This is a genomic window from Streptomyces rubradiris (assembly GCF_016860525.1).
In the GTDB taxonomy this organism is placed as follows: domain Bacteria; phylum Actinomycetota; class Actinomycetes; order Streptomycetales; family Streptomycetaceae; genus Streptomyces; species Streptomyces rubradiris.
In genome coordinates this window covers 640,209-664,354 of the sequence record NZ_BNEA01000015.1, presented here as the reverse complement: position 1 = coordinate 664,354, position 24,146 = coordinate 640,209, and the positions used below count along the sequence as shown (strand labels likewise).

Here is a 24,146-nt window from a genome sequence, read left to right as displayed (position 1 = left end):
GGTCGTCGGACGGGTCGATCGGATCATCGGACGATTGCAGGGTAGTCGGCGGGGTCCGGCCGCGGGGAGAACGCGGCTCACCGCGCGGCGAGCCGCTCCTCGGCCGCCCGCCACCGGCCGGTGTCCCCCCGGGGTGAGTACCGGGTGAGCGGCTGGGTACGGGTCAGCAGCCGGCGCAGCGCGGGCAGATCGCCGGCGAGTCCGTGCGCGCGGGCCTGCACCAGCACATTGCCCAGGGCCGCCGCCTCGGTGGCGCCCGCGACGACCGGCAGCCCGCAGGCGTCGGCCGTCAGCTGGCACAGCAGCGCGTTGCGGGTGCCGCCGCCGACGAGGTGCACCACGTCCACCGGATGGTCGGCCAGCCGGGCCGCGTCCAGCACGGCCCGCCGGTGCGCGAGGGCCAGCGAGTCCAGGATGCACCGGGTCACCTCGGCCGGGGTCACCGGCACCGGCTGCCCCGACGCCCGGCACGCCTCGGCGATCCGCTCCGGCATCCGGCCCGGCGCGAGGAACGCCGCGTCCCCGGCGTCCACCACCGAACGCAGCGTCGGCACGGCCGCCGCCTGCCGCAGCAGCAGCCCCAGGTCCGGCTCCCCCCAGGCCCGTACGCACTCCTGGAGCAGCCACAGCCCCATGATGTTGCGCAGGTAGCGGACCGTGCCGTCCAGCCCCAGCTCGTTGGTGAAGTTCGCCGCCCGGCTCTCCTCGGTCAGCACCGGCGCGGTCAGCTCCAGGCCGGCCAGGGACCAGGTGCCGGTGCAGATGTAGGCGAACCGCTCGTGCGTCGCCGGGACCGCCACCACCGCCGACGCGGTGTCGTGCGAGCCGACCGCCGTCACCGGCACCGGGCCGCGCAGCCCGGTCTCCGCCAGCACCTCGGGCCGCAGCGTCCCGGCCGGGTCGCCGGGCTGCCGCAGCGGCGCGAACAGGCCGAGGTCGATGCCCAGCCGGTCGGCGACGCCGTGCGCCCAGGTACGGGTCCGGGGGTCGACGAGCTGGGTGGTGGAGGCATTGGTCAGCTCGGTGCCCTGTTCGCCGGTGAGCCAGTACGTCAGCAGGTCCGGGACGAGCAACACCCGTGCCGCGAGGGCGAACCGGGCGGTCGAGCGGTCCGCCGTGAGCTGGTACAGCGTGTTGAACGGCGCGTACTGGATGCCGGTCGCCGCGTACAGCTCCGCCGCCGGCACGGTCGCCCACACCTTCTCCGCGACCCCCTCGGTGCGGGCGTCGCGATAGTGGACCGGGTTGCCGAGCAGCGCCCCCGCGCCGTCCAGCAGGCCGTAGTCGACCGCCCAGCTGTCGATGCCGACCGAGGCGAGCCGGCCACCGCCGCGGGCGCCCGCCGCCCGCAGCCCGTCCAGGACACCGCCGTAGAGCGCGAGGATGTCCCAGCGCAGGCCCTCCGGGAGCCGCAGCGGCCGGTTCGGGAACCGGTGCGCCTCGGTCAGCTCCACGGAGTCCGGGCCCACCCGGCCCACCATGACCCGCCCGCTGGACGCGCCCAGGTCGACGGCCGCGTACGCCTTCACGCCCGCGCTCATCGCAGGAACGCGGCCGCCACACCCGCGTCGACCGGGATGTGCAGCCCGGTGGTGTGCGTGAGGTCCCCGCCCGTCAGCGCGAACACCGCGTTCGCCACGTGCTCGGGCAGCACCTCGCGCTTGAGCAGGGTCCGCTGCGCGTAGAACTCGCCCAGCTTCTCCTCCGGCACCCCGTAGACCGCGGCCCGCCGAGCCCCCCAGCCCCCGGCGAAGATGCCGGAGCCGCGCACCACACCGTCCGGGTTGACCCCGTTCACCCGGATGCCGTGCTCGCCCAGCTCGGCCGCCAGCAGCCGCACTTGGTGGGCCTGGTCGGCCTTGGTGGCGGAGTAGGCGATGTTGTTCGGCCCGGCGAAGACGCCGTTCTTGGAGACGATGTACACGAGGTCGCCACCGAGTCCCTGCGCCGTCATCACCCGCGCCGCCTCCCGGGACACCAGGAACGAGCCGCGGGCCATGATGTCGTGCTGGAGGTCCCAGTCCCGGGCGGTGGTCTCCAGCAGCGGCTTGGACACGGAGATCCCGGCGTTGTTGACGACCAGGTCGACCCCGCCGAAGGCGAGCGCCGCCGACCGGAACGCGGCGGTGATCTGCTCCTCGGAGGTGACGTCCACGGTGACGGCGACGGCCTGGTCCGGCCCGCCCAGTTCCTCGGCGACCCGCGCCGCGCCCTCGGCGTTCAGGTCGGCGACGACGACACACGCCCCCTCCGCGGCCAGCCGGTGCGCGATGGCCCTGCCGATCCCGCTGCCCGCCCCCGTCACCAGCGCCACACGCGTGGCGAGCGGCTTGGGCGCGGGCATCCGCCGGAGCTTGGCCTCCTCCAGCGCCCAGTACTCGATGCGGAACTTCTCCGCCTCCTCGATCGGCGCGTACGACGAGACGGCCTCGGCGCCCCGCATCACATTGATCGCGTTGACGTAGAACTCGCCGGCCACCCGGGCGGTCTGCTTGTCCTTGCCGAAGCTGAACATGCCGACGCCCGGGATCAGCACGACGGCCGGGTCGGCGCCGCGCATGGCGGGGGAGTCGGGCCGGGCGTGCCGCCGGTAGTAGGCGGCGTACTCCTCCCGGTAGGCGGCGTGCAGTTCCCTCAGCCGGGCGACGGCGTCCACGAGCGGGGCGGCCGGCGGCAGGTCCAGCACGAGCGGCCGCACCTTGGTGCGCAGGAAGTGGTCCGGGCAGGAGGTGCCGAGGGCGGCCAACCGGGGGTGCTCGGCGCGGGCCAGGAAGTCCAGGACCACGTCGGAGTCGTCGAAGTGCCCCACCTGCGGCCGGTCCTGTGACGCGAGGCCCCGGACGTACGGCGCGAGCGCGGCGGCCCGCTCCCGCCGCTCCGCCTCGGGCAGCGCCTCGTACCCGGCGACGACCGGCCCGAACGGCTCCGCCCTGCCCCGCTCGGCGAGGAACGCCTCGGCGGTGCGGATGATGTACAGCGAGTTGCGCTCGCACTCCTCCGACGTCTCGCCCCAGGCGGTGATGCCGTGCCCGCCGAGGACGCAGCCGACCGCCCGCGGGTTGTCCCGCTTGATCGCGGCGATGTCCAGCCCGAGCTGGAACCCGGGCCGCCGCCACGGCACCCACACCACGCGGTCCCCGAAGCACTCGGCGGTCAGCTTCTCCCCGTCGGCCGCGCAGGCGAGCGCGATACCGGAGTCCGGGTGCAGATGGTCCACGTGCGGGGCGTCGACCAGGGCGTGCATGGCGGTGTCGATGGAGGGCGCGGCCCCGCCCTTGCCGTGCAGGCAGTAGTCGAAGGCCCCGACCATCTCGTCCTCGCGCTCCACACCGGGGTACACCCCGGTCAGGGCCCGCACCCGGTCCAGCCGCAGCACGGCCAGCCCGGCGTCGGTGAGCGTGCCGAGGTCGCCCCCGGACCCCTTGACCCACATCAGCTCCACATCACCCCCGGTCACGGGATCGGTGGCGGTGCCCTTGGCGGAGGCGTTCCCGCCGGCGTAGTTGGTGTTGCGGGGGTCGGAGCCGAGACGGTGGGAGCGGGAGAGGAGAGCGGCTACTTGGGGATGGGTGGTCATGGCTGTCGGTTCTTTCCAGGAGAGGGAACGTTACGAAGGGGCGCGGGGAACTGCGTGACCGGCCGAAGACGGCCCGCACCCCGCGACGGAACAGCGACCCGGCAGACGCTCACGCCCCCCAGCCCGCCTGCTCCCCACCGACCCGCTCGGCGACGATCTTCTCGGCCCACCCGGACCGGGCATACGCGGCCATCGGATCGGGGTCCACCCCCATCTCCTCCCGGACCGCACGGAGCAACGGCCGCACATCCGTGTCGTACGCGTCCATCAGCACGGCGTTGGCCCCCAGCACGTCCCCCGCGGCCTGCGCCTTCGCCAACGCGTCCCTGTCGACCAACAGCGCCTTCGCCGTGGCCTCCTGAACGTTCATCACGGAGCGGATGATCGCCGGGATCTTCGGCTCGATGTTGTGGCACTGGTCGAGCATGAACGCGACCTCGGAGGTGAACCCCCCGCCGCGCACCACCTCGTACATGATCCGGAACAGCTGGAAGGGATCGGCCGCCCCCGCCATCAGGTCGTCGTCGGCGTAGAACCGCGAGTTGAAGTCGAACCCGCCGAGCTTGTCCTCCCGCAGCAGTGTGGCGACGATGAACTCGATGTTGGTGCCCGGCGCGTGGTGCCCGGTGTCCACCACCACCCGCGCCTTGTCGCCGAGTCCCAGGCAGTGGGCGTATGCGGTCCCCCAGTCGGGCACGTCCGTGGTGTAGAACGCGGGCTCGAAGAGCTTGTACTCCAGCAGCATCCGCTGTTCCTCACCGAGCCGCGCGTACACCTCGGCCAGCCCCTCGGCCAGCCGGTCCTGGCGGGCGCGCACATCGTCCTGCCCGGGGTAGTTGGTGCCGTCCGCGAACCACAGCTTCAGGTCCCGGGAGCCGGTGGCGTCCATGATGTCGACGCAGCGCAGCAGGTGGTCCACGGCCTTGCGCCGTACCGCCGCGTCCGGGTGGCAGACGCTGCCCAGCTTGTAGGCGTCGTCCTGGAAGGTGTTGGAGTTGATCGTGCCCAGCCGCACCCCCTGGTCCTCGGCGTACTTCGCGAGCGCGGCGTAGTCCTCCACGGTGTCCCAGGGGATGTGCAGGGCGACCGACGGCGCGACCCCGGTGAACGCGTGCACCCGCGCCGCGTCCTGGATCTTCTCCCAGGGCGAGCGCGGCACCCCGGCCTGCGCGAACACCTTGAACCGGGTGCCCGAGTTCCCGTACGCCCACGACGGCGTCTCGACGGCCTGGGTCTTGAGCGCGGCCTTCACCGCGGCGAGGTCGGTCACTTCAGGGCTCCTGTGGATATCGGGCGGACGACGGACCGAGTGTATGAAACGATTCAGAACGGCAAGCTAGGGGCCGTCACCAGGGGTGTCAAGCACTCCGGCCAACCCGGTCACCGCGACCGTGCCATACCCGAGCGATGCTCGAAAGTTTTTCGATCCGGGCCCATTGACGTGACAGGGGCACGGTGTCTACGGTCCCGGCAATCCACTTGAAACCTTTCACGGCATTGTGGGCGGCTCCGCGGCCCCCGCGCCGGTGCCGTCGAGGAGCCCCATGACCCATCCGCCCGGCCCGGGACCTCTCCCGGTGCTCGCGCTGAAGGGCGTCTCCAAGTCCTTCGGCGCCGTACGCGCCCTGCGGGACGTCTCCCTGGAGCTGCTGCCCGGTGAGGCGCACGCCCTGGCCGGCGAGAACGGCGCGGGCAAGTCGACGCTGATCAAGATCCTCGCCGGGGTGCACCGCCCGGACACCGGGCAGGTGCTGCTCGACGGCGGACCCGTCGTCCTCCACGGCCCCGGCGACGCCCGTGCCGTCGGCATCGCCGTCATCCACCAGGAACCCACCCTGTTCCCGGACCTGTCGGTCGCCGAGAACATCTTCATGGGCCGCGGGCCCACCCGTGCCCTCGGCCGGATCGACCACAAGGCCACCCGCGCGGCGACGGCCGCGCTGATGCGGCGGCTCGGCGTCGGTCTCGACCCCGGGCGGCCCGCCCGCGGACTGTCCATCGCCGACCAGCAGCTGGTGGAGATCGCCAAAGCGCTCTCCTTCGACGCCCGGGTCCTGATCATGGACGAGCCGACCGCCGCCCTCACCGGCAGCGAGGCCGCCCGGCTCTTCGGCGTCGTGCGCACCCTGCGCGAGCAGGGCGCCGCCGTGCTGTTCGTCTCCCACCGGCTTCAGGAGATCCTCGAAATCTGCCAGAAGGTGACCACCCTGCGCGACGGCACCCGGATCGCCACCGAGCCCCTCGCGGGAATGACCGAGGACGACCTGATCCGCCGCATGGTCGGCCGCGACCTGGCCGAGCTGTACCCGAAGCGGCACGTCCGCGCCGGCGACGTCGCCCTCAGCGTGCGCCGGCTGACCCGCGAGGGCGTCTTCACCGACGTCTCCTTCGACGTGCGGCGCGGCGAGATCGTCGGCCTCGCCGGGCTGGTGGGGGCCGGCCGCACCGAGGTCGCCCGGGCCGTGTTCGGCGTCGACCGCCGGGACGCGGGCGAGGTGGAGGTCGCCGGCCGGCCGCTTCCCAACGGCGCGCCGTCGGCCGCGATGGCCGCCGGACTGGCCCTCGTCCCCGAGGACCGGCGGGCCCAGGGCCTGGTGATGAACCTGTCCGTCGAACGGAACATCGGCCTGACCGGCCTGCGCACGACCGCCCGCGCCGGCCTGGTGCACCGGCGCGCCGAACGCCGCCGGTCCCTGGACTGGGCGGTGCGGCTCCAGGTGAAGTACGCCCGGATCGCGGACGCCGTCTCCACCCTGTCCGGCGGCAACCAGCAGAAGGTCGTCCTCGCCAAGTGGCTCGCCACCGCCCCGAAGGTACTCGTCGTGGACGAGCCGACCCGGGGCATCGACGTCGGCACCAAGGCCGAAGTGCACCGCCTGCTGGGGGAGCTGGCCGCCGACGGGGTGGCCGTCCTGATGATCTCCTCCGATCTGCCGGAGATCCTCGGCATGGCCGACCGGGTCCTGGTGATGCACGAGGGCCGGATCACCGCCGACCTCCCGCGCGCCGCCGCCACCGAGGAGACCGTGCTGGCCGCCGCCACCGGGAGGGCCGCCGCATGACGGTGACCACCACGGACGAGCCCTCCGCCGCCGGGACACCCCCCTCCGGCGGCGCCCGGCTCCTGGAGCGCGTCCTCAGGATGCGCGAACTCGCCGTCCTCGCCGTCTTCCTGGTGATGATCGCGGTCACCCAGGCGGGCAACAGCCGGTTCCTGTCCGAGCAGGGCGTGAAGGACCTGCTGCTGAACGCGGCCGTCCTGGTGCTGGTCGCCACCGGACAGTCGCTGGTCGTCCTCACCCGCAACGTCGACCTGTCCGTCGGCTCCACGCTCGGGATCAGCGCCTTCGCCGCCGGCACCTGGCTGCACGGGGGCGGGAACGCGGTCGTCGCGGTGCTCGTCGCGGTCCTGCTCGGCGTCTGCTGCGGGCTGCTCAACGGCCTGCTCGTCAGCCTCGGCCGGGTTCCGGCCCTCGTCGTCACCCTCGGCACCCTCTACGTCGTGCGGGGCGCCGACTCCCTCTGGGTGGGCGCCCGCCAGATCACCGCCGCCGATCTGCCCGCAGGCTTCGCCGACTTCGGCTCCGGCGGCATCCTCGCGGTGCCCTGGCTCGCGCTGATCGCGCTGGCGGTGCTGGTGGCCACGGCGTACTACCTCAAGCACTACCCCGGCGGCCGGGAACTGTACGCGCTCGGCTCCAGCCCCGAGGCGGCCCGGCTGGCCGGCATCCCCGTGCGCCGCCGGATACTGGCCGCCTACACGTGCTGCGGCGCCCTCGCCGGACTGGCCGGAGCGCTGTACCTGGCGCGGTTCGGCAACGTCGACTCCGGCACCGGCAGCGGCTACGAACTCACCGTGGTCAGCGCGGTGGTGGTCGGCGGCGTCGCCTTCACCGGCGGGTCCGGCAGCGTGTACGGCGCCGCGCTCGGCGCCCTGCTGCTCACCTCCGTGGGCAGCGTGCTGCCCGCGCTCGGCGTCAGCTCCGTGTGGGTGCTCGCCATCGACGGCGCCCTCCTGCTGCTCGCCATCGCCGTGGACCGGGTCGTCGCGCTGCGGGTGGCCACCGCCCTGAAGAAGAGTCCGGGCCCGAGGAGGCCCGCCATGGCGAAGGGGAACGCCGGTGCCTGAGTCACGAACGGGAACGCCGGTGCGTGAGTCGCGGAGGGCGACGCCGGTGCGTGGGTCACGAACGGGAACGCCGGTGCGGGGGTCACGAACGGGAACGCCGGTGCGGGGGTCACGGAAGGGAACACCGGTGCCTGAGCCGCGCAGGGGAACGCGGATGTCCGAAGCCGCGAAGGAGGGCACCCGTGCCTGAGCCGCTCACCCGCGCGGTCCGCTGGGACACGGTCGTCGGCGCGCTGCTGATCGTGCTGTCGCTGCTGTCGTTCGGCTGCGTCGACGGCTTCGGCAACGCGCTCAACCTGTCGTTCCTGCTCGGCAACACGCTCCCGATCGCGCTGATCGCCCTGCCGATGACGCTCCTGGTGGTCTCCGGTGACGTCGACCTGTCCGTGGCGTCCACCGCGGGCCTGTCCGGCGCGGTGCTGGGCCGGCTGTGGAACGAGGGCCTGGCCATCCAGACGATTATCCCGCTGTGCCTGCTGCTGGGCGTGGCGTGCGGGCTCGTCAACGGCCTGCTGGTGACCCGGCTCGGGCTGCCCTCGCTCGCGGTCACCATCGGCACGCTCGCCGCGTACCGGGGGATCGCGCAGATCGTGCTGGGCTCCGACACGGTGACCGACTTCCCGCCGCAGTACCTGGACTTCGCGGCCGGCCGCATCGGCGACTCCTTCCTGCCGCGCGCCTTCCCCCTCTTCCTGGTGCTGCTCGCCCTCGCCGCGGTGGTGCTGCACGCCACCCCGTTCGGCCGCTCGCTGTACGCGATCGGGGCCGGGGAGGAGGCGGCGCGGTTCGCCGGCATCCGGGTCAGGCGGACCAAGCTCGTGCTGTTCGTCGCCACCGGGTTCATGTCCGCGCTCACCGGGGTGTTCTGGGCGCTGCACTACGCCAGCGCCCGCTACGACAACGCCACCGGGCTCGAACTGTCCGTCGTGGCCGCCGTGTTGCTCGGCGGAATCGACTTCGACGGGGGCCGGGGCACGATCGGCGGCGCCCTCGCCGGGGTCTTCCTGCTGGGCGCGCTGCAGAACGTGATGAGCCTGCTCGACGTCTCGGCCCAGTCGCAGACCGTGGTGACCGGTGTGCTGCTCGTGGTGTCCGTGCTCGGGCCCCGGCTGGCCCGGCGGTTCGCCGTGGCACGACGGCCGGCCTAGACCCCTTTTCCCCGGACGAAGGACGCCTACGATGCCGCACCCCTCCCCGCGCCGCGCCCGCGTGCTGCTCGCCGCCGGCACCGGGCTCGCCCTCGCGCTCACCGCCTGCGGCGGCACCACCAAGGACGACGTCAAGGCGGACTACGCCGCCCCCGCGCCCGCCGGCCCGGCCGACCCGGGCGCCGCGACCAAGAAGGACCTGACCGTCGGATTCCTGCCCAAGCAGGTCAACAACCCCTACTTCACCACCGCCGGCAAGGGCGGCGAGCGGGCCCTCGCCGAACTCGGCTCGCACTACAAGGAGGTCGGTCCGGGCAGCGCCACCGACACCGCCGGGCAGGTGAGTTACGTCAACACCCTCACCCAGCAGCGGGTGGACGCCATCGCCGTGTCCGCGCAGGACCCCGGCGCCCTGTGCACCGCGCTGAGGCAGGCCATGCGGGGCGGCATCAAGGTCGTCACCTACGACTCCGACACCACCCCCGGCTGCCGCAACGCCTTCGTCTCGCCGGCCGGTGCGGAGGACCTGGGCCGTGTCCAAGTGCGGCTGCTCGCCCGGCAGATCGGCTACAAGGGCGAGATCGCGATCCTGTCCGCCGCGCAGACCGCGACCAACCAGAACACCTGGATCGGCCATATGAAGGACGAGCTGAAGGACCCGAAGTACAAGGACATCCGGCTCGTCGGCATCGCCTACGGCAACGACGACGCCCAGCAGTCCTTCCAGCAGACCCAGGGCCTGCTCCAGGAACACCCGGACCTGAAGGGGATCATCTCCCCGACCACCGTCGGCATCAAGGCCGCCGCCCGGTACCTGTCCGGGTCCAAGTACCGGGGCAAGGTCCGGCTGACCGGCCTCGGCACCCCGAACGACCTGCGCCGGTACGTCAAGAACGGCACCGTCGAGGCCTTCGCGCTGTGGGACCCGGACAGGCTCGGCGCGCTCGCGGCCCGCACCGCCGTCGCGCTGGCCTCCGGGCAGATCAGCGGCAGGCGGGGCGAGACCTTCCGGTCCGGCGGGACGACGTACACCCTCGGCGAGAACGGCGTGATCGACCTCGGCGAGCCGACCGTGTTCGACGCCCGCACCATCGACCGGTACCACTTCTGAGAGGACGGAGACTGTTCATGCAGCGCGTGTGCTTCCTGCTGAAGGTCAGGACGGACCGGCTCGCGGAGTACCGGGCGCGGCACGCGGCCGTCTGGCCGGAGATGCTCGACGCCCTGAAGGCGGCCGGCTGGCACAACTACTCGCTGTTCCTGCGCGAGGACGGCCTGCTCGTCGGCTACCTGGAGACCGAGGACTTCGCCGCCGCCCAGGCCGGCATGGCCGCCACCGAGGTCAACGCCCGCTGGCAGCGGGAGATGGCGCCCTTCTTCGAATCCCTGGACGGCACCCGGCCCGACGAGGCCATGCGACCGCTCACCGAAGTGTTCCACCTCGCCTGAAGTCCGGGAGCCACGCGGATGAGACCCTCGCTGACCGGACCGGCCCGCACCCGACTGGACGCCCGCGCCCTGTACTTCGTCTCCTACGACGGCCTGGTCAACACCAACTCCTTCCAGAAACACGGCCTGCTGACCCACGGCGGCCACCAGTACGCCGTCTGGTACACGGCGAGCCGCGAGGCGGTCGTGGCCCGCCGCGCGCTCGGCACCGCCGCCTGGACGGCCGTCACCCTGCCCCACCGGCTGAAGGCCGACGACTCCCACAACGTCATCTGCATGGGCGTCTCCCCGGTGGACGGCCGCCTGCACCTGAACCTCGACTCCCACAGCGACGGCTTCCACTACGTCAAGTCCGTCGCCGGACTCCTTGACGATCCCTCCGGCACCGCCTGGGGCCCGTCCGCCTTCGGTGCCGTACGGACCACCCTGGACGGCCTGCCGCTCACCGAGCGGTTCACCTACCCGCAGTTCCTCACCACCCCCGAGGGCCGGCTCCAGCTGTCCTACCGGGCCGGCGTCTCCGGGAACGGCCGCAACGCCCTCGCGGAGTACGACGGTTCCCGGTGGACCGCGCTGGGGGAGTGGTCCGGCGCCACCGGCACGTACACCAGCGCGCACGGCTCCAGCACCGCCCGCAGCATGTACCTGCACGGCCTCGACTACGACCGGCGCGGCCGGCTGCACGCCCTGTTCACCTGGCGGGAGCGGGACCCGGCCGTCCTCGCCGACGGCGGCGGACTGACCAACCACGACACCGGCTACGTCACGTCCGACGACCGCGGCCGGACCTGGCGCGACGACGCGGGCACCGTGGTGGGCACCACCGGCGGGCCGGACCGGGTCCGCGTCACCGACCCCGGCCTGGTCGTCGACCCGCTGGGCCCGGACCACTGCCTGATGAACCAGGAGAGTCAGTGCACCGACTCGGCCGGCCTGCCGCACGGAGTCGTCAGCCACCTCCCCGTCCGCCTCGGCCCGCGGCCCGGCGGCTACGCCGCGGCCCGCACCGCCCACGCCCGCGCCCACCATCTGCGCAAGACCGCCGCCGGCACCTGGCTGAAGACCGAGATCCCCGTCCCGCTGCGCTCCAGCCAGCGCACCAGGCTGGTCCTGGACCGCCACGACAACGCCTACGCCGTGCTGCCCCGCGGCCGGATCGCCGCCGCCTCGGCGGCCCGTGGGTACACCGACTGGGCGCTGCTGTTCGACGGCGCCGGGCTGAACGCGTTCGGCGAGGTGGTGGTGGACGAGACCCGGATCGCGGCGGACGGCGTCCTGTCGTTCATGTACCAGGAGAAGTCCGCCGGTACGACGCCCTCACCGCTGTACGTGGCCGACTTCGCCCTGCCCGCGTGACGGTAATGTGAGGCTCGTCCCGCCGCATCCCGTCCCCTGGAGGTCCGAAACCCGATGGCCCAGTCGGTGGGTATCAAGGACGTCGCCCGCGCCGCCGGAGTGTCCGTGGGCACGGTGTCCAACGTCATCAACCGCCCGGACACCGTGGCGAGCGAGACCCGGGCCCGGGTGCTGTCCGCGATCGACCGGCTCGGCTACGTCCGCAGCGAGTCGGCGCGCCAGCTACGGGCGGGCCGCAGCCGGATCATGGGGCTGCTCGTGCTCGACATGGGCAACCCGTTCTTCGTGGACGTGGCCCGCGGCGCCGAACGGGCCGCCCGGAACGCCGGGCTGGGCGTGATGGTGTGCAACAGCGCCCAGGACGCGGCCGAGGAGGCCGAGTACCTCTCGCTCTTCGCCGAACAGCGGGTGCGGGGCGTGCTGCTGACCCCGGCCGACGCCACCGGCCGCAACATCGCCGCCTTCCGCCGGCACGGCATCCCGTTCGTGCTGGTCGACCGGGTCGCCGAGGGCACCACCGAGTGCTCGGTGTCGGTGGACGACATCGCGGGCGGCGCGCTCGCGGTGCGCCACCTGGTGGACGCCGGGCACCGCTCCATCGCCTACGTCAGCGGGCCGCCCGGGCTGAACCAGGTCCGCGACCGGCGCACCGGCGCGCTGTCCGCGCTCGCCGAGGCCGGGCTCGGGCCCGAGGCGCTGCGCGAACTGCCCACCGAACGCCTCGACGTGGCCGCGGGCCGGGACGCGGGCGCCCGGCTGCTCGGCCTCGCCGACCGCCCCACCGCCGTCTTCTGCGCCAACGACCTGCTCGCCCTCGGCCTGCTCCAGGCCATGTACGCGGCGGGCGTCGCCGTCCCCGACGAACTGGCGATCGTCGGCTACGACGACATCGAGTTCGCCGCCGCGGCGGCCGTCCCGCTCACCTCCGTACGCCAGCCCGCCGTCACCCTGGGCACCCTCGCCGCCGAACTGCTGCTGGAGGAGACCGAGCGGGGCGAGCGGGCCCACGAGCACCGCCGGGTGGTGCTCCAGCCGGAGCTGGTGGTGCGCCGCTCCAGCCTGGTCGCGCGCTGACCGCCCGTCCGGTGTCCGAACGGTGATCCCGGGGTGCGGCCCGCGCGCGCTCATGTGCTGAACTGGGACGCGTCCGTACCGCCCGTTCCGGGAGACCCGTTGAGCCACAGCTACCGCCAGCCCGGCGTCGTCCTCACCGACCACCACTTCACCGTGCCCCTCGACCACGCCGACCCGGGGGGCGAGACCATCGAGCTGTACGCCCGCGAGGCGGTGGCGAGCGGCAAGGCCGGGCAGGACCTGCCCTGGCTGGTGTATCTCACGGGTGGCCCCGGCTTCGGGGCGAATCGTTTCGTCGGACGTCAGTCCTGGCTCGACCGGGCCCTGGAGGAGTACCGCGTCCTGCTGCTCGACCAGCGCGGCACCGGCCGCTCCACCCCCGCCACCCGGCAGACGCTCCCGCTGCGCGGCGGCCCCGCCGCCCAGGCCGACTACCTCACCCACTTCCGCGCCGACTCCATCGTCCGCGACTGCGAGGCCATCCGCCCCCGCCTCACCGGCGGCGCCCCGTGGACCGTGCTCGGCCAGAGCTACGGCGGCTTCTGCACCGTGTCGTACCTCTCCCTCGCCCCCGAGGGCGTGCACACCGCACTGATCACCGGCGGCCTGCCGTCCCTGCACGCCCACGCCGACGACGTCTACCGGGCGGCCTACCCGCGCATCGAGCGCAAGGTCGCCGCCCACTACGACCGCTATCCCGAGGACGTGCGACGGGCCCGCCGGATCGCCGACCACCTCCTCACCCACGACGTGGTCCTGCCGAACGGCTACCGCTTCACCGTGGAGGCGTTCCAGTCCCTCGGCCTGATGCTCGGCACGACCGACGGCAGCCACCGGCTGCACCTGCTGCTGGAGGACGCCTTCGTGCGCACTCCTGCCGGCCACGAGCTGTCCGACGCCTTCCAGGAACAGGCGCAGACCCTGCTGTCGTACGCCGCCCACCCGCTCTACGCCCTCGTCCACGAGTCGATCTACGGCCAGGACGCCCGCCCCACGGCCTGGGCCGCCGAACGCGTCCGCGCCGAGTTCCCGCGGTTCGACGCTGCCAAGGCGCTCACCGGGGACGGCCCGGTGCTCTTCACCGGCGAGACCGTCCACCCCTGGATGTTCGAGGCCGACCCCGCCCTGCGGCCCCTGCGCGAGACCGCCGACCTGCTCGCCGCCCGCACCGACTGGCGCCCGCTGTACGACCCGGCCCGCCTCGCCGCCAACGAGGTCCCCGTCGCCGCCGCCGTCTACCACGACGACATGTTCGTGGACGCCACCCACTCCCTGGAGACCGCCGCCGCCATCCGCGGCCTGCGCCCCTGGGTCACCAACGAGTACGAGCACGACGGCCTGCGCACGGCACCCCGGGTCCTGGACCGGCTGCTGTCCCTGGTCCGCGACGAGGCATGACGGGCGGGCCGCACCGGCTTGACCCTCCCCCTACGTCAGGCCGCAGCCTGTGACCGGACGAAAGGGCGGGCACATGGGCTACTCGGTGGGCCAGGTCGCGGCGTTCGCCGGGGTGACCGTGCGGACGCTGCACCACTACGACAGGACGGGGCTGCTCTCGCCCGGCGAGCGCAGCCCCGCCGGCTACCGCCGCTACGGCGACGCCGACCTGGCCCGGCTCCAGCAGATCCTCTTCTACCGGGAACTGGGCTTCCCGCTCGACGAGATCGCCGCCATCCTGCGCGACCCGCACGCCGACGCACTCGGCCATCTGAGGGAACGCCAGCGCCTGCTGCGCGAGGAGATCGCCCGGCTCGAACGGCTCGCGGAGGTGGCCGAGCAGGCCATCGAAGTGCAGCGCACCGGGGTGCGGCTCAGCCCCGAGGAGCGCTTCGAGGTCTTCGGGGAGATCTCCTTCGACCTCAGCTACGCCACCGAGGCGCAGCTGAAGTGGCGGGACTCGGCCGCGTACCGGGAGGCGATGGCACGGGCGGCCGGCCACAGCAAGGAGGACTGGCGGCGGCTGATGGCCGAGGCCGCGGCCTGGCGGGCCGACCTGCTCGCCGCCTTCGACGCCGGTGAACCCGCCGACGGAGAGCGGGCCATGGACCTCGCCGAGGAACACCGCCGCCATCTGGCCCGCTGGTTCACCCCCTGCCCGCCGGACACCCACCGGCGCGTCGCCGACGACCTGGCCGCCGACCCGCGCGCCTTCGCCCTCCTCGTCCCGCCGTCACAGCAACGGCCCGGCCTCGCCGCGTACGTGAGCAAGGCGATCCACGCCAACGCCGCCCGCCGCGAAGCCGCCGGCCCGGAACCCGAGGAGCAGCCATGAGAATCCTGATCGCCACGGCCGGATCGCGCGGTGACGTCGCGCCCTACACCGGCGTGGGCGCCGCACTGACCCGCGCCGGGCACCAGGTGACGCTGGCCGCCACCGACGGCTTCGCCGGCCTCGCCCGCGGTGCCGGGCTGGGTTTCCGGCCGCTGCCCGCCGATCCACGGGCGCACGGCGGGGCCGGGAGCCGACGGGACCTCATGCGCACGGCCGCCGCCTTCGTCACGGAACTCGGCCGGGGGTTCGCCGACGCGGTCACCGACGACACCGAGCTGCTCCTGTTGTCGGCCACCACGGCCCCGCTCGGCTGGCATCTCGCCGAGGCCACCGGCCTGCCCAGTATCGGCCTGTACCTCCAGCCGACCGCGCCCACCGGTGACTTCCCGCCCGTGGTCGCGGGCGCCCGGTCGCTGGGCCGGGCCGGCAACCGGGCGGCCGGCCGGCTGGCGCTGCGCATGACCGACCGGATCTACGCTCCGGCGGTGGCCGAACTGCGCCGGCGGCTCGGGCTGCCCCCGCTCACCGCCGCCGCGATGCGCCGCCGCCGGGAACGGGCGCACTGGCCGGTGCTGCACGGCTTCAGCACGGCCCTCGTCCCCCGGCCCGCCGACTGGCGGCCCGGCCTGGAGGTCGCCGGCACCTTCCAGCCCCACCTGGGCACCGGCGAACGCCTGCCCGCCGCGCTGGAGGACTTCCTGCGGGCCGGACCCCGGCCGGTCCTCGTCGGCTTCGGCAGCATGGCCGCCGGGCAGGGCGAGCGGCTCAGCGAGATCGCCGTGGCGGCGCTGCGCCGGGCGGGGCTGCGCGGCATCCTCCAGTCGGGCGCGGCCGGGCTCGCCGCCGACGGGGACGACCTGCTCACCGTCGGCGAGGTGCCGCACGCCCTGCTGTTCCCGCGGCTGGCCGCCGTCGTCCACCACGCCGGGGCGGGCACCACCGCCGCCGCGCTGCGCGCCGCCGTGCCCTCGGTCGCCGTACCCGCCGCGGCCGACCAGCCGTTCTGGGCCGCCAGGCTCGCCGCGCTCGGCGCCGCCGCGGCCCCGGTCCCGCTGCGCGGCCTCACCGTGGAACGGCTCGCCGCGGCACTCACCGAGGTGACGGGCCGGCAGACGTACGCGGCCGCCGCCGCGCGGGCCGCCCGCCACATGGCCCTGGAGGACGGCGCGGACCGGGTGCGGGCCGCCGTCGAGCGGGTGGCCGGGCGACGCGACGGACAGGGAGCTTTCGCAGGTCAGTAGGCTGGTTGTCATGCCGGAGAAGACAACCGTCCCCGCCGACCTGCGGGGCGAGTGCGCACAGTGCTTCGGACTGTGCTGCGTCGCCCTGCCCTTCGCCCGCTCCGCCGACTTCGCGGTGGACAAGCCCGCGGGCACCCCCTGCTCCAACCTCCGGGACGACCACCGCTGCGGCATCCACGCCCGCCTGCGGCAGCAGGGCTTCACCGGCTGCACGGTCTACGACTGCTTCGGCGCCGGGCAGAAGGTGTCCCAGGTCACCTTCGGCGGACGGGACTGGCGCGGCGGGCCGAAGGAGCACGCGCGCCGCATGTTCGACGTCTTCCCGGTCGTCCGGCAGCTGCACGAGCTGCTGTGGTACCTGACGGAGGCGCTGGGACTGCCCGCCGCCGCACCCGTCCACCCCGAGCTGCGCACGGCCCTGGAGCACACCGAGCGGCTCACCCGGCAGGGCCCCGAGGAGCTGGCCGCGCTGGACGTGGCCGCGCACCGGCAGGAGGTCAACGTGCTCCTGCTGCGCACCAGCGAGCTGGTCCGGGCCGGTGCCACCGGCAAGGGCAGGGGGAAGGCGAAGGGCAAGGACCGGCGGGGCGCGGACCTGATCGGCGCCCGGCTCAGGGGCGCCGATCTGCGCGGGGCGAGCCTGCGCGGTGCCTACCTCATCGCCGCCGACCTCACCGGGGCCGACCTGCGCGACGCGGATCTGATCGGCGCGGACCTGCGGGACGCCGATCTCACCGACGCGGACCTGACCGGGGCCTTCTTCCTCACCCAGCCGCAGGTGAACGCCGCGCGGGGCGGCGCCGGTACGCGTCTGCCGGGGTCAGTCACCCGCCCCGCGCACTGGACAGCGGCTCGCTGACCGGGGCTGTGGCTGATGCCGCCGGGGTGCGGCGGGTTCGTCCTGGTCCGGGGGGACCGTACGCCGCGCCTCTTCGGGGTGCCGGCGTCGTCGTTCCAGCCGTAGCCGCAGCCCCTCCGGCATGAGTGTCAGGCGTTCGGTGACGGTCAGGCGGTAGCCGGGGTCGGTGTGCAGCTCGTAGCGGCGCAGCAGCAGGCCGAGGACCAGGATCGCCTCGTGCAGGGCGAACTGCCGGCCGATGCAGGCCCGGGCCCCGGTGCCGAACGGCTTGAAGGTGTGCGGCGGACGGGCGCGCACGGCCTGCGGGGTGAAGCGGTCCGGGTCGAACCGCTCGGGGTCCGGGCCCCACACCTCCGGCGCGCGGTGCAGCATCGGCGTCAGCACCAGGGCCCACGCGCCCCGGCGCATCGGATGCTCCCCGGCCAGGACGGTGTCCTGGCGGGCCTCGCGGGCGAAGGCGGGCGCGGTCGGCCACAGCCTGAGCGACTCGTCCAGCACCCGGCGCACGTAGCGCAGCCGGGCGACCTGGTCGTAGCGGGGGTGCGGGGTGTCGCCCCAGACGCGGTCCACCTCGGCCCGGGCCCGGGCGGCGATCTCCGGGTGCCGGGCGAGGTAGTACAGGGCGAAGGAGAGCGCGCCCGAGGTGGTCTCGTGGCCCGCCACCAGGAACGTGATGACCTGCTTGCGGACGTTCTGCGGGGACAGCCGCTCCCCGGTCTCCGGGTGCGCGGTGGCCAGCATGCGGTCCAGCAGGTCCCCCTTGCCGCCCCCGGACCGGCGCCGGGCCGCCACGAGTTCGTCCACCGTGCGGTTCAGGTAGGCCATGTCGGCCGCGTTGCGCCGGGTCGCGGTGCGCAGCAGCAGCGGGGCCAGCGGGACGGGAACGGTGTTGAGGCGCTGGGCGTAGCCGAGGGTGCCGATCATCGCGGTGACGAACGGGTGCGGCCGGTCGCGTTCGAAGGAGCCGAAGTCGTGCCCGAAGCCGGTCCGCGCGATGGTCTCCAGGGTCAGCCGGGTCATGTCACCGGGCACGTCCACCGTGCGCCCGGCCGCCAGCCGCCGGTCCCAGTGGTCGGTGAGCCGGCCGGCCACGGACAGCATCATGCCGTGGTAGCCCTCCATGGCCTCCCGGCTGAACCCGGGCGCGAGGACGTCGTGCGCCAGCTGCCAGTTGGGCTCGTGGTTGTAGGCGGTGAACAGGCCGTCCCCGGCCACCGGCCGCAGGTTGGCGACGCCCAGCCCGACGTGCTTGGCGAACCGTGACTCGTCGGCGAGGTCGGCGACCAGCCGTGCCCCCCACACCAGCACGAACTCGTTGCCGAAGGCCCGGCGCCGGAAGATCGGGCCCAGCTCGCGGGCGTGGCGCAGGGAGTCCTGGAGCGGGCGGTGCCGGTCGGCGCCTAGCACATCGCCGAGCAGCGGCAGCCGGTGCCGCGGGTGCGGTATGCGATGCAGTTCCGGCCAGCCGTGCTCGGCGCTCCGGAAGCCCTTCGGCGGCCGGTTCCCCTTGGTCTTCGTCGTCTCCGCCATGCGTGATCCCCCTTGATCCAGCGGATGGTTGACGCCGCCCCCGCGTGTTGGACGTGGGTTCAATAACGCGTTTCAGTGTGGTGCCGTATTAGATTCGGCGTCAAGTAGAGTGACGGCATGCCCGCGAACGAGGGGGAGCGCGCCCGGCGCCGGCTCAGTACCGAAGAGCGCCGTGAGCAGTTGCTGTCGGTCGGCGCGAAGCTGTTCTCCGAGAGCGCCTACGACGATGTGTGGGTGGAGCGGGTCGCCGAGATCGCCGGGGTGTCGCGGGGGCTGCTGTACCACTACTTCCCCACCAAGCGGGAGTTCTTCGCCGCGGTCGTGGAGCGCGAGAGCGAGCGGATGCTGCGGATGACGGCGGCCGTGCCCGGGGTGCCGGTGCGCGAGCAGCTGGCCGCCGGCCTCGACGCGTATCTCGGCTATGTCGAGGCCCACGCGCACGGGTTCCGCGCCTTCCACCGCGCCGCCGCGGCCGGCGACCCCGTCGTGCGCCGCGTCTACCAGCGGGCGCTGGCCGCGCAGGAGCGGCAGATCCTGGCCGCGTTCGCCGCCGACCCCGAGTTCGGGCCGGTCGTCGAGAGCGCCCCCGAGGTGCGTCTGGCGGTGCGCGGCTGGCTCGCCTTCACCACCGCCGTGTGTCTGGAATGGCTCGGCGGGCAGGGCGAGTCGGGTCGCGAGCGGGTGCGCGACCTGTGTGCCCGCGCGCTGCTGGGCGTCCTCGCGTAACCCGGAACGACTCCGTCCGCCGGTGCGGCGTGGTTGGCGCGGGCCCCGAACTCCGATAGGTTAGGCAAGGCTTACCTAAGGAGGTCTCGGATGGGTGACACGCAGGACTGGACGGCCGCCCCCGGCGCGGCGGAACGGGCACGCACGGTGCTGTCCGTGGCGTGGTCGTGCGCGGTGACCGCGGACGGCGTGCGCGAGGAGTACGCCGGAGCGCACACCGTGACCGAGGACGGCCTGGTGCGGCTGACCGTGCCCGACGACAGCGGCCTGTTCGCCGCGTTCCTGTGCGCCCCGCGCCAGGAACCCTCCGCCCTGCTGGAGTTCGCCGACGTCGCCCCCGTACCGGTGCGCAACCGCGTCCGGGCCCGGCTCTACCTCTCCGGCCGGCTGGAGCCGTCCGAGGGCGCCCTGCTCTTCCGCCCCACCCGGGTCGTGCTCCGGCAGGCATCCGGGCCCGTCGTCGTCGACCTCGACGAGTTCGCCGCCGCCCGGCCCGACCCCCTCGCCGAGGCCGAGGCCCGGCTGCTCACCCACCTCGCCGACGCCCACCCGGACGCCGTCGAGCGGCTCAGCCGCCTGGTGCGGCCGGAGAGCCTGCACGCCGCGACCCGGGTGGTGCCGCTCGCCGTCGACCGGCACGGACTGACCCTGCGGATCGAACGCACCCGCGCCCACGGCGACGTACGACTGCCCTTCCACACGCCCGCCGACGACCTGCCCCAGCTCACCGAGCGCGTGCACGCCCTGCTGGCCCAGGCCGCCGCCGCGGGCTGCCCCCGGGCGCTACAGCGGCAACGCGCAGACGGCGACGGGTGACGCGAACGGCTCGCCGGCCGGGCTCAGCCGCCCCCTGCCCGCGTCGACGTGGAAGACGGTGACCGTGCCGGAGCGCTGGTTCGCCGCGAACAGCAGCCGGCCGTCCGGGGAGAACGCGATCTGCCGCGGGAAGTCCCCGCCCACCGGCACCGTCCCCAGCAGCCGCAGCCGGGCCCCGGCGGCCTCCACGGCGTACCGGGCGAGGCTGTTGTGGCCCCGGTTGGCCAGGAACGCGAACCGGCCGTCCGCCGTCACCAGGAGCTGCGCCGGATAGTTGGTGCCACCGTCCGAGCCCGTCGGCTGCGGCGCGCCGACGCTCAGTCGCCCGGAGCGCGGGTCGTAGGCGCAGACGGTCACGGTGTCGTCCACCTCGTTGGCCAGGTAGGCGTACCGGCCACCGGGGTGGAAGGTCAGGTGGCGCGGGCCCGCGCCGGGCCGGGTGCGCGCGCGGGCGACCTCCGTGAGCGTGCCCCGCACCGGATCCAGGCGGTAGGTGTAGACGGTGTCGGTGCCCAGGTCCACGGCGAGCACGTGCCGTCCGTCGGGGCTGGTGACGAACTGGTGGGCGTGCGGCCCCTGTTGGCCGGGACCGGGCGGCGGGGAGGTGTGCGTGACCCGGTCGGTGCGCTCGCCCAGGGCCCCCGAGGCGTCGATCGGGTGCACCGAGACGCTGCCCGAGCCGTAGTCGGCGCTCAGCAGCCAGCGACCGCTGGGATGCACCGACAAGTGGCAGGGACCCGCGCCGCCGGTGCTCCGGGTGCCGAGGACCCGCCGGTCGGCCAGGCGCACGGCCGTCACCGCGCCGTCCTGCCGCTCGGCCACCGCGTACAGCGTCCGGCCGTCCGGGTGCACGGCCAGATACGACGGGTCGGACACCCCGGTCAGCGTGCCCTCCCCGGTGATCCGGCCCGACCGGGGGTCGTACGCGGCGATGCCGATGCCGGTGCCGCCGCCCGCCACCGAGGTGTAGGTGCCCACGTACAGCGGGCGCGGTCCCGACGGCCCCCGGGACGGCCCGGAGGGCTCCGGGGTGCCCCGGGTCGCCGGAGCGTGCGCCGACGGGGTCACCCGGGCCGTGCACGCGGTGAGGGCCGCCGTGCCCGCCACCGCCCCGACGAACCGGCGCCTGGTCCACCCGCTCCCGTGCTCCCGGCTCCGTGCGGATGCCCGTGACTCCGTCTCCATGCCCCACCTCAGGTCGTCGGCCGGCCCGCTCCTGACAGGACACCTTGGCCCGCACCCGCCGCCAGGGGCAACCCGTGCCGCGCCCGGGCGGCCCCGGCGCACCTCACCGGGAACGGTTGCCGAGGCCCGCGCGATTGCGCCACAGCTCCTCCTGGACCCCGAGCCAGTCGCGCAGCCGGGCCAGCCGGGGCAGCTTGGTCCGGTGCTCGCGGGAGACCCGGTCCAATTCCTCCAGCAGCCGCCGGGTGCGGTGCTCGGTGTTCAGCTCATCGATGATCCTGGTCGTCTCGGTCAGCACGGCACCCAGCAGCTGCCAGTCCGTCCAGTCCTCGGCGATCTCCTCCCGGAGCAGCTCCGCCAGCCGGTCCCGGGTGCCGGCCGCCGTGTGCAGCTCGGCCGACAGCCGGGCCTCGGCCGACTCGGCGTCCTGGCTCAGATGCGTGGTCACCAGCACCGCGAAGCTGACCACCGCGTCGGCGATCTCCGACAGCAACTGCTCCACCGTCGCCCCCACCCGGGGCGGGAACAGGTCCTGCGAACCGCGGGCCTTCGCCAGGTCGGTGAACGAGCGGGCCAGCACCCGCAGCACCACCGTGCAGATCTCCAGCGTGTCCAGACCGGTGCGCAGCACCACCCGGTGCAGCAGCCCCTCCTTCACCCGCGGATTGAGCCGCAGACTGTCCTCCGCCTGCCGCAGCGCCGCGTCCACCCCCGTGATGTCGTGGTCGAGCCGGCGCGCCTCGTGCAGCCGCTCGGCCGCCCGCTGCCAGGGGACCCGGCCCGCGGCCTCCTCGCCCATCCGCAGCATCAGCTGCCGCACCCGCCGGGCCAGGCCCTCGATGGACCGGCCGGCCTCGTCCACCCACACGGGCGGTGGCAGCAGCAGATTGCAGGCGGTACCGACGGCCGCGCCGATCAGCGTCTCCACGATCCGGGCCCACGCGGTGTACCCGACCGTGGCACCGAGCACCAGCATGGCGCTGATCGCCACCTCGGCCGTGTACTCGTCCACCCGTACCAGCCGGCCCACGGCCAGCGCGGCGACGATGAGCAGCGCCAGGCTCCACCAGGTCAGACCCACCAGCACGCTGAACGCGATGGCGACCAGCACACCGGCGACCACCGAGTTCACCCGGCGGATGCCGTTGGTCAGCGTGGCGTAGAACGTCACCTGGACGACCAGCAGCGCGGTCAGCGGCGCGGTGAGCGGGGCCGGCTCCGGGCTCAGCCGGAGCGCGATGACATAGGCGACCGACGCGGCCCCGGCCGACCGCAGCGTCTGGACGACCGCCGGCTCCCGGCGACGCCTCAGCACCCGCTGCAGTCCCGAGGTCCACTTCCGTACGTTGATCATCCTTTGGCCTGTTCCCGTTCCTCGGGCAGGTCGAACCTGGCCGTTCGCGGGCTGTTCCCGGCCACGCCCGCCACGGCGCGGGCCGGACGGCTCTCAGGTGTACAGCTTGTCCAGGAAGGCGAAGAGGTTGTTCCGGGTCCGGGCGATCTGCTCCTCCAGGGTCAGGCTCTCCTCGAACCGCCCCCCGGACTCCGGCGCCTTCCTGCCGCGCACGTACAGCGAACACGCCAGGTCGGTGCACATGTACAGCCCGACCGAGTTCCCCTCCCGGCCGGCCGTGCCCGCCTTCCGCGCGGTCATCAGCGACACCCCGCCGCCGGGGTGCGTGGTCAGGCACACCGAGCACAGGCTGCGGTGCAGGAAGCCGCGCTGCGAGGCCGGGTAGCGCAGGGCCACACCGGCGAGACGGCCGTCGCGCTCGGTGACCAGATAGCTGCGGTCCGGCGCGCCGGGGTCGCGCCAGCCGAGGAAGTCCAGATCGTCCCAAGGACGGTCCCCGAGATCCCGCGGCACGGCCAGACGCTTGGCCTCGCCCTTGGAGCAGTTGACGAAGGAGGCGCGGATGTCCTGCTCGGTGAGCGGTCTCATGGGGGTCCTTCCGGATGTGACGGCACGCTGCCTAGAGATCCTAGGCAGGCGGCTATCGTATTTAGCCCGGCAGGAGTGGGCCAATGGTTTTCCGGCAGGGCTACTCGGACTCCCCGGGCCGCGCCCGCGGGGGCCAGACCCCGGGCAGCAGCACACCCAAGGCGTAGGCGCGGGCGACCAGTTCGGTGCGGTTGGCGGCACCCCAGCGCGCCGACAGCCGCCGCAGGTGATAGGTGACGCCGTCCCTGCTGAGACCCAGCTCACGGGCGGCGCGGGCGGTGGTGGCCCCGCCGGCCAGCAGTGCCAGCACCTGCCGCTCCACCTCCGTGGTGGGCGCCGGCCCGGGCCCGGGCGCGGCGCGCTCGCCCAGCACCCGCAGCATCACCAGCAGCGCCGGTGTCTCCTCGGCGCTGTCGCTCACCGGATCCGCGGTCAGCTCCCCGTACCGCTCCGCCCCGCCGGGCGCCCGCCAGCACACCGACACCTGGTAGCGGGAGCGGTGCCGCAGCCGCAGCGCCTCGGCGATCCGCTCCACCTGACCGGCCTCCTGCGGCCGGAACAGCTCCAGCACCTGCCGGCCGCGCAGCCGGCCCGGGGTGGTACCGCACTCCGTGGCCATCGCCGGGTTCGCCAGCACCACCTGGCCGTACACATCGCACACCGCCACCGGTACCGACACCCGGTCGAACACCAGCAGCGCGCGGTTGCGCCAGGTCACCGCGTCGGCCCGTCCCGCCTCCATCGCACCTCCCGGTCCGCCGGCCGCCCGCCCATCAAAGAGGAAAAGGCAGGTCAGCGGCAACTCGAGGGAGGCGGACACGGCCCCGGGCCGGCCGTGCCCG

21 protein-coding genes are annotated in these 24,146 nt (G+C 74.0%); 13 read left to right on the top strand and 8 right to left on the bottom strand.

What is annotated here, in order from left to right:
• Nucleotides 1-77: 77 nt before the first annotated feature.
• The 3 genes from Srubr_RS16245 to rhaI form a co-directional block, all read right to left on the bottom strand.
• Nucleotides 78-1,541 carry a rhamnulokinase gene (locus Srubr_RS16245; RefSeq protein WP_189989094.1) on the bottom strand — a complete coding sequence of 488 codons (1,464 nt, stop codon included), beginning with the start codon at nucleotides 1,539-1,541 and terminating at the stop codon, nucleotides 78-80.
• The gene (locus Srubr_RS16240) at nucleotides 1,538-3,577 is read right to left on the bottom strand and encodes a bifunctional aldolase/short-chain dehydrogenase (protein ID WP_189989092.1); all 2,040 of its coding nucleotides are present in this window, start codon (nucleotides 3,575-3,577) and stop codon (nucleotides 1,538-1,540) included. The genes Srubr_RS16245 and Srubr_RS16240 overlap by 4 nt, the downstream gene beginning before the upstream one ends.
• Before the next feature lie 109 nt (nucleotides 3,578-3,686).
• A complete protein-coding gene (gene rhaI / locus Srubr_RS16235) occupies nucleotides 3,687-4,847 on the bottom strand; it encodes an L-rhamnose isomerase (RefSeq protein ID WP_189989090.1) in 1,161 nt (386 codons plus the stop codon).
• A 274-nt stretch (nucleotides 4,848-5,121) separates the two neighbouring features.
• On the opposite strand from rhaI, the gene Srubr_RS16230 reads away from it, so the two are divergent.
• The 11 genes from Srubr_RS16230 (at nucleotide 5,122) to Srubr_RS16180 (ending at nucleotide 17,105) form a co-directional block, all read left to right on the top strand.
• Nucleotides 5,122-6,639 carry a sugar ABC transporter ATP-binding protein gene (locus tag Srubr_RS16230; protein ID WP_189989088.1) on the top strand — a complete coding sequence of 506 codons (1,518 nt, stop codon included), beginning with the start codon at nucleotides 5,122-5,124 and terminating at the stop codon, nucleotides 6,637-6,639.
• The gene (locus Srubr_RS16225) at nucleotides 6,636-7,706 is read left to right on the top strand and encodes an ABC transporter permease (RefSeq protein ID WP_189989087.1); all 1,071 of its coding nucleotides are present in this window, start codon (nucleotides 6,636-6,638) and stop codon (nucleotides 7,704-7,706) included. The genes Srubr_RS16230 and Srubr_RS16225 overlap by 4 nt, the downstream gene beginning before the upstream one ends.
• 182 nt (nucleotides 7,707-7,888) lie before the next feature.
• Entirely contained in the window at nucleotides 7,889-8,854 is a 966-nt protein-coding gene (locus Srubr_RS16220; protein ID WP_189989085.1) for an ABC transporter permease, read from the top strand.
• 31 nt (nucleotides 8,855-8,885) lie between these two features.
• Nucleotides 8,886-9,965: a rhamnose ABC transporter substrate-binding protein gene (rhaS, locus tag Srubr_RS16215; RefSeq protein WP_189989083.1), complete on the top strand. Its 1,080-nt coding sequence runs from the start codon at nucleotides 8,886-8,888 to the stop codon at nucleotides 9,963-9,965.
• 17 nt (nucleotides 9,966-9,982) lie between these two features.
• Nucleotides 9,983-10,303, top strand: coding sequence for an L-rhamnose mutarotase (locus Srubr_RS16210; RefSeq protein ID WP_189989081.1), 321 nt, complete (start codon nucleotides 9,983-9,985; stop codon nucleotides 10,301-10,303).
• An 18-nt stretch (nucleotides 10,304-10,321) separates the two neighbouring features.
• Entirely contained in the window at nucleotides 10,322-11,659 is a 1,338-nt protein-coding gene (locus Srubr_RS16205; protein WP_189989079.1) for a BNR repeat-containing protein, read from the top strand.
• Between the two features lie 54 nt (nucleotides 11,660-11,713).
• Nucleotides 11,714-12,733, top strand: a complete 1,020-nt coding sequence (locus Srubr_RS16200; protein ID WP_189989076.1) for a LacI family DNA-binding transcriptional regulator — start codon at nucleotides 11,714-11,716, stop codon at nucleotides 12,731-12,733.
• A 99-nt stretch (nucleotides 12,734-12,832) separates the two neighbouring features.
• The gene (locus tag Srubr_RS16195; RefSeq protein WP_189989074.1) at nucleotides 12,833-14,131 is read left to right on the top strand and encodes an alpha/beta fold hydrolase; all 1,299 of its coding nucleotides are present in this window, start codon (nucleotides 12,833-12,835) and stop codon (nucleotides 14,129-14,131) included.
• 73 nt (nucleotides 14,132-14,204) lie between these two features.
• Nucleotides 14,205-15,005, top strand: coding sequence for a MerR family transcriptional regulator (locus Srubr_RS16190; RefSeq protein WP_189989803.1), 801 nt, complete (start codon nucleotides 14,205-14,207; stop codon nucleotides 15,003-15,005).
• Nucleotides 15,002-16,246 (top strand): glycosyltransferase, encoded by a 1,245-nt coding sequence (locus Srubr_RS16185; protein ID WP_189989072.1) that lies wholly within the window; start codon nucleotides 15,002-15,004, stop codon nucleotides 16,244-16,246. The genes Srubr_RS16190 and Srubr_RS16185 overlap by 4 nt, the downstream gene beginning before the upstream one ends.
• Before the next feature lie 10 nt (nucleotides 16,247-16,256).
• A complete protein-coding gene (locus tag Srubr_RS16180; RefSeq protein WP_189989071.1) occupies nucleotides 16,257-17,105 on the top strand; it encodes a pentapeptide repeat-containing protein in 849 nt (282 codons plus the stop codon).
• Here Srubr_RS16180 and Srubr_RS16175 read toward each other — a convergent pair.
• Nucleotides 17,067-18,635, bottom strand: coding sequence for a cytochrome P450 (locus Srubr_RS16175; RefSeq protein ID WP_189989069.1), 1,569 nt, complete (start codon nucleotides 18,633-18,635; stop codon nucleotides 17,067-17,069). The genes Srubr_RS16180 and Srubr_RS16175 overlap by 39 nt on opposite strands.
• A gap of 117 nt (nucleotides 18,636-18,752) precedes the next feature.
• On the opposite strand from Srubr_RS16175, the gene Srubr_RS16170 reads away from it, so the two are divergent.
• Nucleotides 18,753-19,361 carry a TetR/AcrR family transcriptional regulator gene (locus Srubr_RS16170; RefSeq protein WP_189989067.1) on the top strand — a complete coding sequence of 203 codons (609 nt, stop codon included), beginning with the start codon at nucleotides 18,753-18,755 and terminating at the stop codon, nucleotides 19,359-19,361.
• A gap of 90 nt (nucleotides 19,362-19,451) precedes the next feature.
• Entirely contained in the window at nucleotides 19,452-20,177 is a 726-nt protein-coding gene (locus Srubr_RS16165) for a DUF2470 domain-containing protein (RefSeq protein WP_189989065.1), read from the top strand.
• Here the strand turns inward: Srubr_RS16165 and Srubr_RS16160 are convergent.
• The 4 genes from Srubr_RS16160 to Srubr_RS16145 all read right to left on the bottom strand — a co-directional run bounded on the left by Srubr_RS16160 (nucleotide 20,145) and on the right by Srubr_RS16145 (nucleotide 24,046).
• Nucleotides 20,145-21,362, bottom strand: coding sequence for a lactonase family protein (locus Srubr_RS16160; protein ID WP_189989063.1), 1,218 nt, complete (start codon nucleotides 21,360-21,362; stop codon nucleotides 20,145-20,147). The two genes, Srubr_RS16165 and Srubr_RS16160, sit on opposite strands and share 33 nt — an antisense overlap.
• A gap of 103 nt (nucleotides 21,363-21,465) precedes the next feature.
• Entirely contained in the window at nucleotides 21,466-22,716 is a 1,251-nt protein-coding gene (locus Srubr_RS16155; protein ID WP_189989061.1) for an FUSC family protein, read from the bottom strand.
• A gap of 93 nt (nucleotides 22,717-22,809) precedes the next feature.
• Nucleotides 22,810-23,304, bottom strand: coding sequence for an FBP domain-containing protein (locus Srubr_RS16150; RefSeq protein WP_189989059.1), 495 nt, complete (start codon nucleotides 23,302-23,304; stop codon nucleotides 22,810-22,812).
• Between the two features lie 100 nt (nucleotides 23,305-23,404).
• Entirely contained in the window at nucleotides 23,405-24,046 is a 642-nt protein-coding gene (locus Srubr_RS16145) for a PAS domain-containing protein (RefSeq protein ID WP_189989057.1), read from the bottom strand.
• Nucleotides 24,047-24,146: the final 100 nt, after the last annotated feature.

Coding starts and splice junctions, on each gene's coding strand:
- Srubr_RS16245 (WP_189989094.1), bottom strand. CDS start 1,541: ATGAGCGCGGGCGTGAAGGCGTACGCGGCCGTCGACCTGGGCGCGTCC.
- Srubr_RS16240 (WP_189989092.1), bottom strand. CDS start 3,577: ATGACCACCCATCCCCAAGTAGCCGCTCTCCTCTCCCGCTCCCACCGT.
- Srubr_RS16230 (WP_189989088.1), top strand. CDS start 5,122: ATGACCCATCCGCCCGGCCCGGGACCTCTCCCGGTGCTCGCGCTGAAG.
- Srubr_RS16225 (WP_189989087.1), top strand. CDS start 6,636: ATGACGGTGACCACCACGGACGAGCCCTCCGCCGCCGGGACACCCCCC.
- rhaS (WP_189989083.1), top strand. CDS start 8,886: ATGCCGCACCCCTCCCCGCGCCGCGCCCGCGTGCTGCTCGCCGCCGGC.
- Srubr_RS16210 (WP_189989081.1), top strand. CDS start 9,983: ATGCAGCGCGTGTGCTTCCTGCTGAAGGTCAGGACGGACCGGCTCGCG.
- Srubr_RS16205 (WP_189989079.1), top strand. CDS start 10,322: ATGAGACCCTCGCTGACCGGACCGGCCCGCACCCGACTGGACGCCCGC.
- Srubr_RS16200 (WP_189989076.1), top strand. CDS start 11,714: ATGGCCCAGTCGGTGGGTATCAAGGACGTCGCCCGCGCCGCCGGAGTG.
- Srubr_RS16190 (WP_189989803.1), top strand. CDS start 14,205: ATGGGCTACTCGGTGGGCCAGGTCGCGGCGTTCGCCGGGGTGACCGTG.
- Srubr_RS16185 (WP_189989072.1), top strand. CDS start 15,002: ATGAGAATCCTGATCGCCACGGCCGGATCGCGCGGTGACGTCGCGCCC.
- Srubr_RS16180 (WP_189989071.1), top strand. CDS start 16,257: ATGCCGGAGAAGACAACCGTCCCCGCCGACCTGCGGGGCGAGTGCGCA.
- Srubr_RS16175 (WP_189989069.1), bottom strand. CDS start 18,635: ATGGCGGAGACGACGAAGACCAAGGGGAACCGGCCGCCGAAGGGCTTC.
- Srubr_RS16170 (WP_189989067.1), top strand. CDS start 18,753: ATGCCCGCGAACGAGGGGGAGCGCGCCCGGCGCCGGCTCAGTACCGAA.
- Srubr_RS16165 (WP_189989065.1), top strand. CDS start 19,452: ATGGGTGACACGCAGGACTGGACGGCCGCCCCCGGCGCGGCGGAACGG.
- Srubr_RS16160 (WP_189989063.1), bottom strand. CDS start 21,362: ATGGAGACGGAGTCACGGGCATCCGCACGGAGCCGGGAGCACGGGAGC.
- Srubr_RS16155 (WP_189989061.1), bottom strand. CDS start 22,716: ATGATCAACGTACGGAAGTGGACCTCGGGACTGCAGCGGGTGCTGAGG.
- Srubr_RS16150 (WP_189989059.1), bottom strand. CDS start 23,304: ATGAGACCGCTCACCGAGCAGGACATCCGCGCCTCCTTCGTCAACTGC.
- Srubr_RS16145 (WP_189989057.1), bottom strand. CDS start 24,046: ATGGAGGCGGGACGGGCCGACGCGGTGACCTGGCGCAACCGCGCGCTG.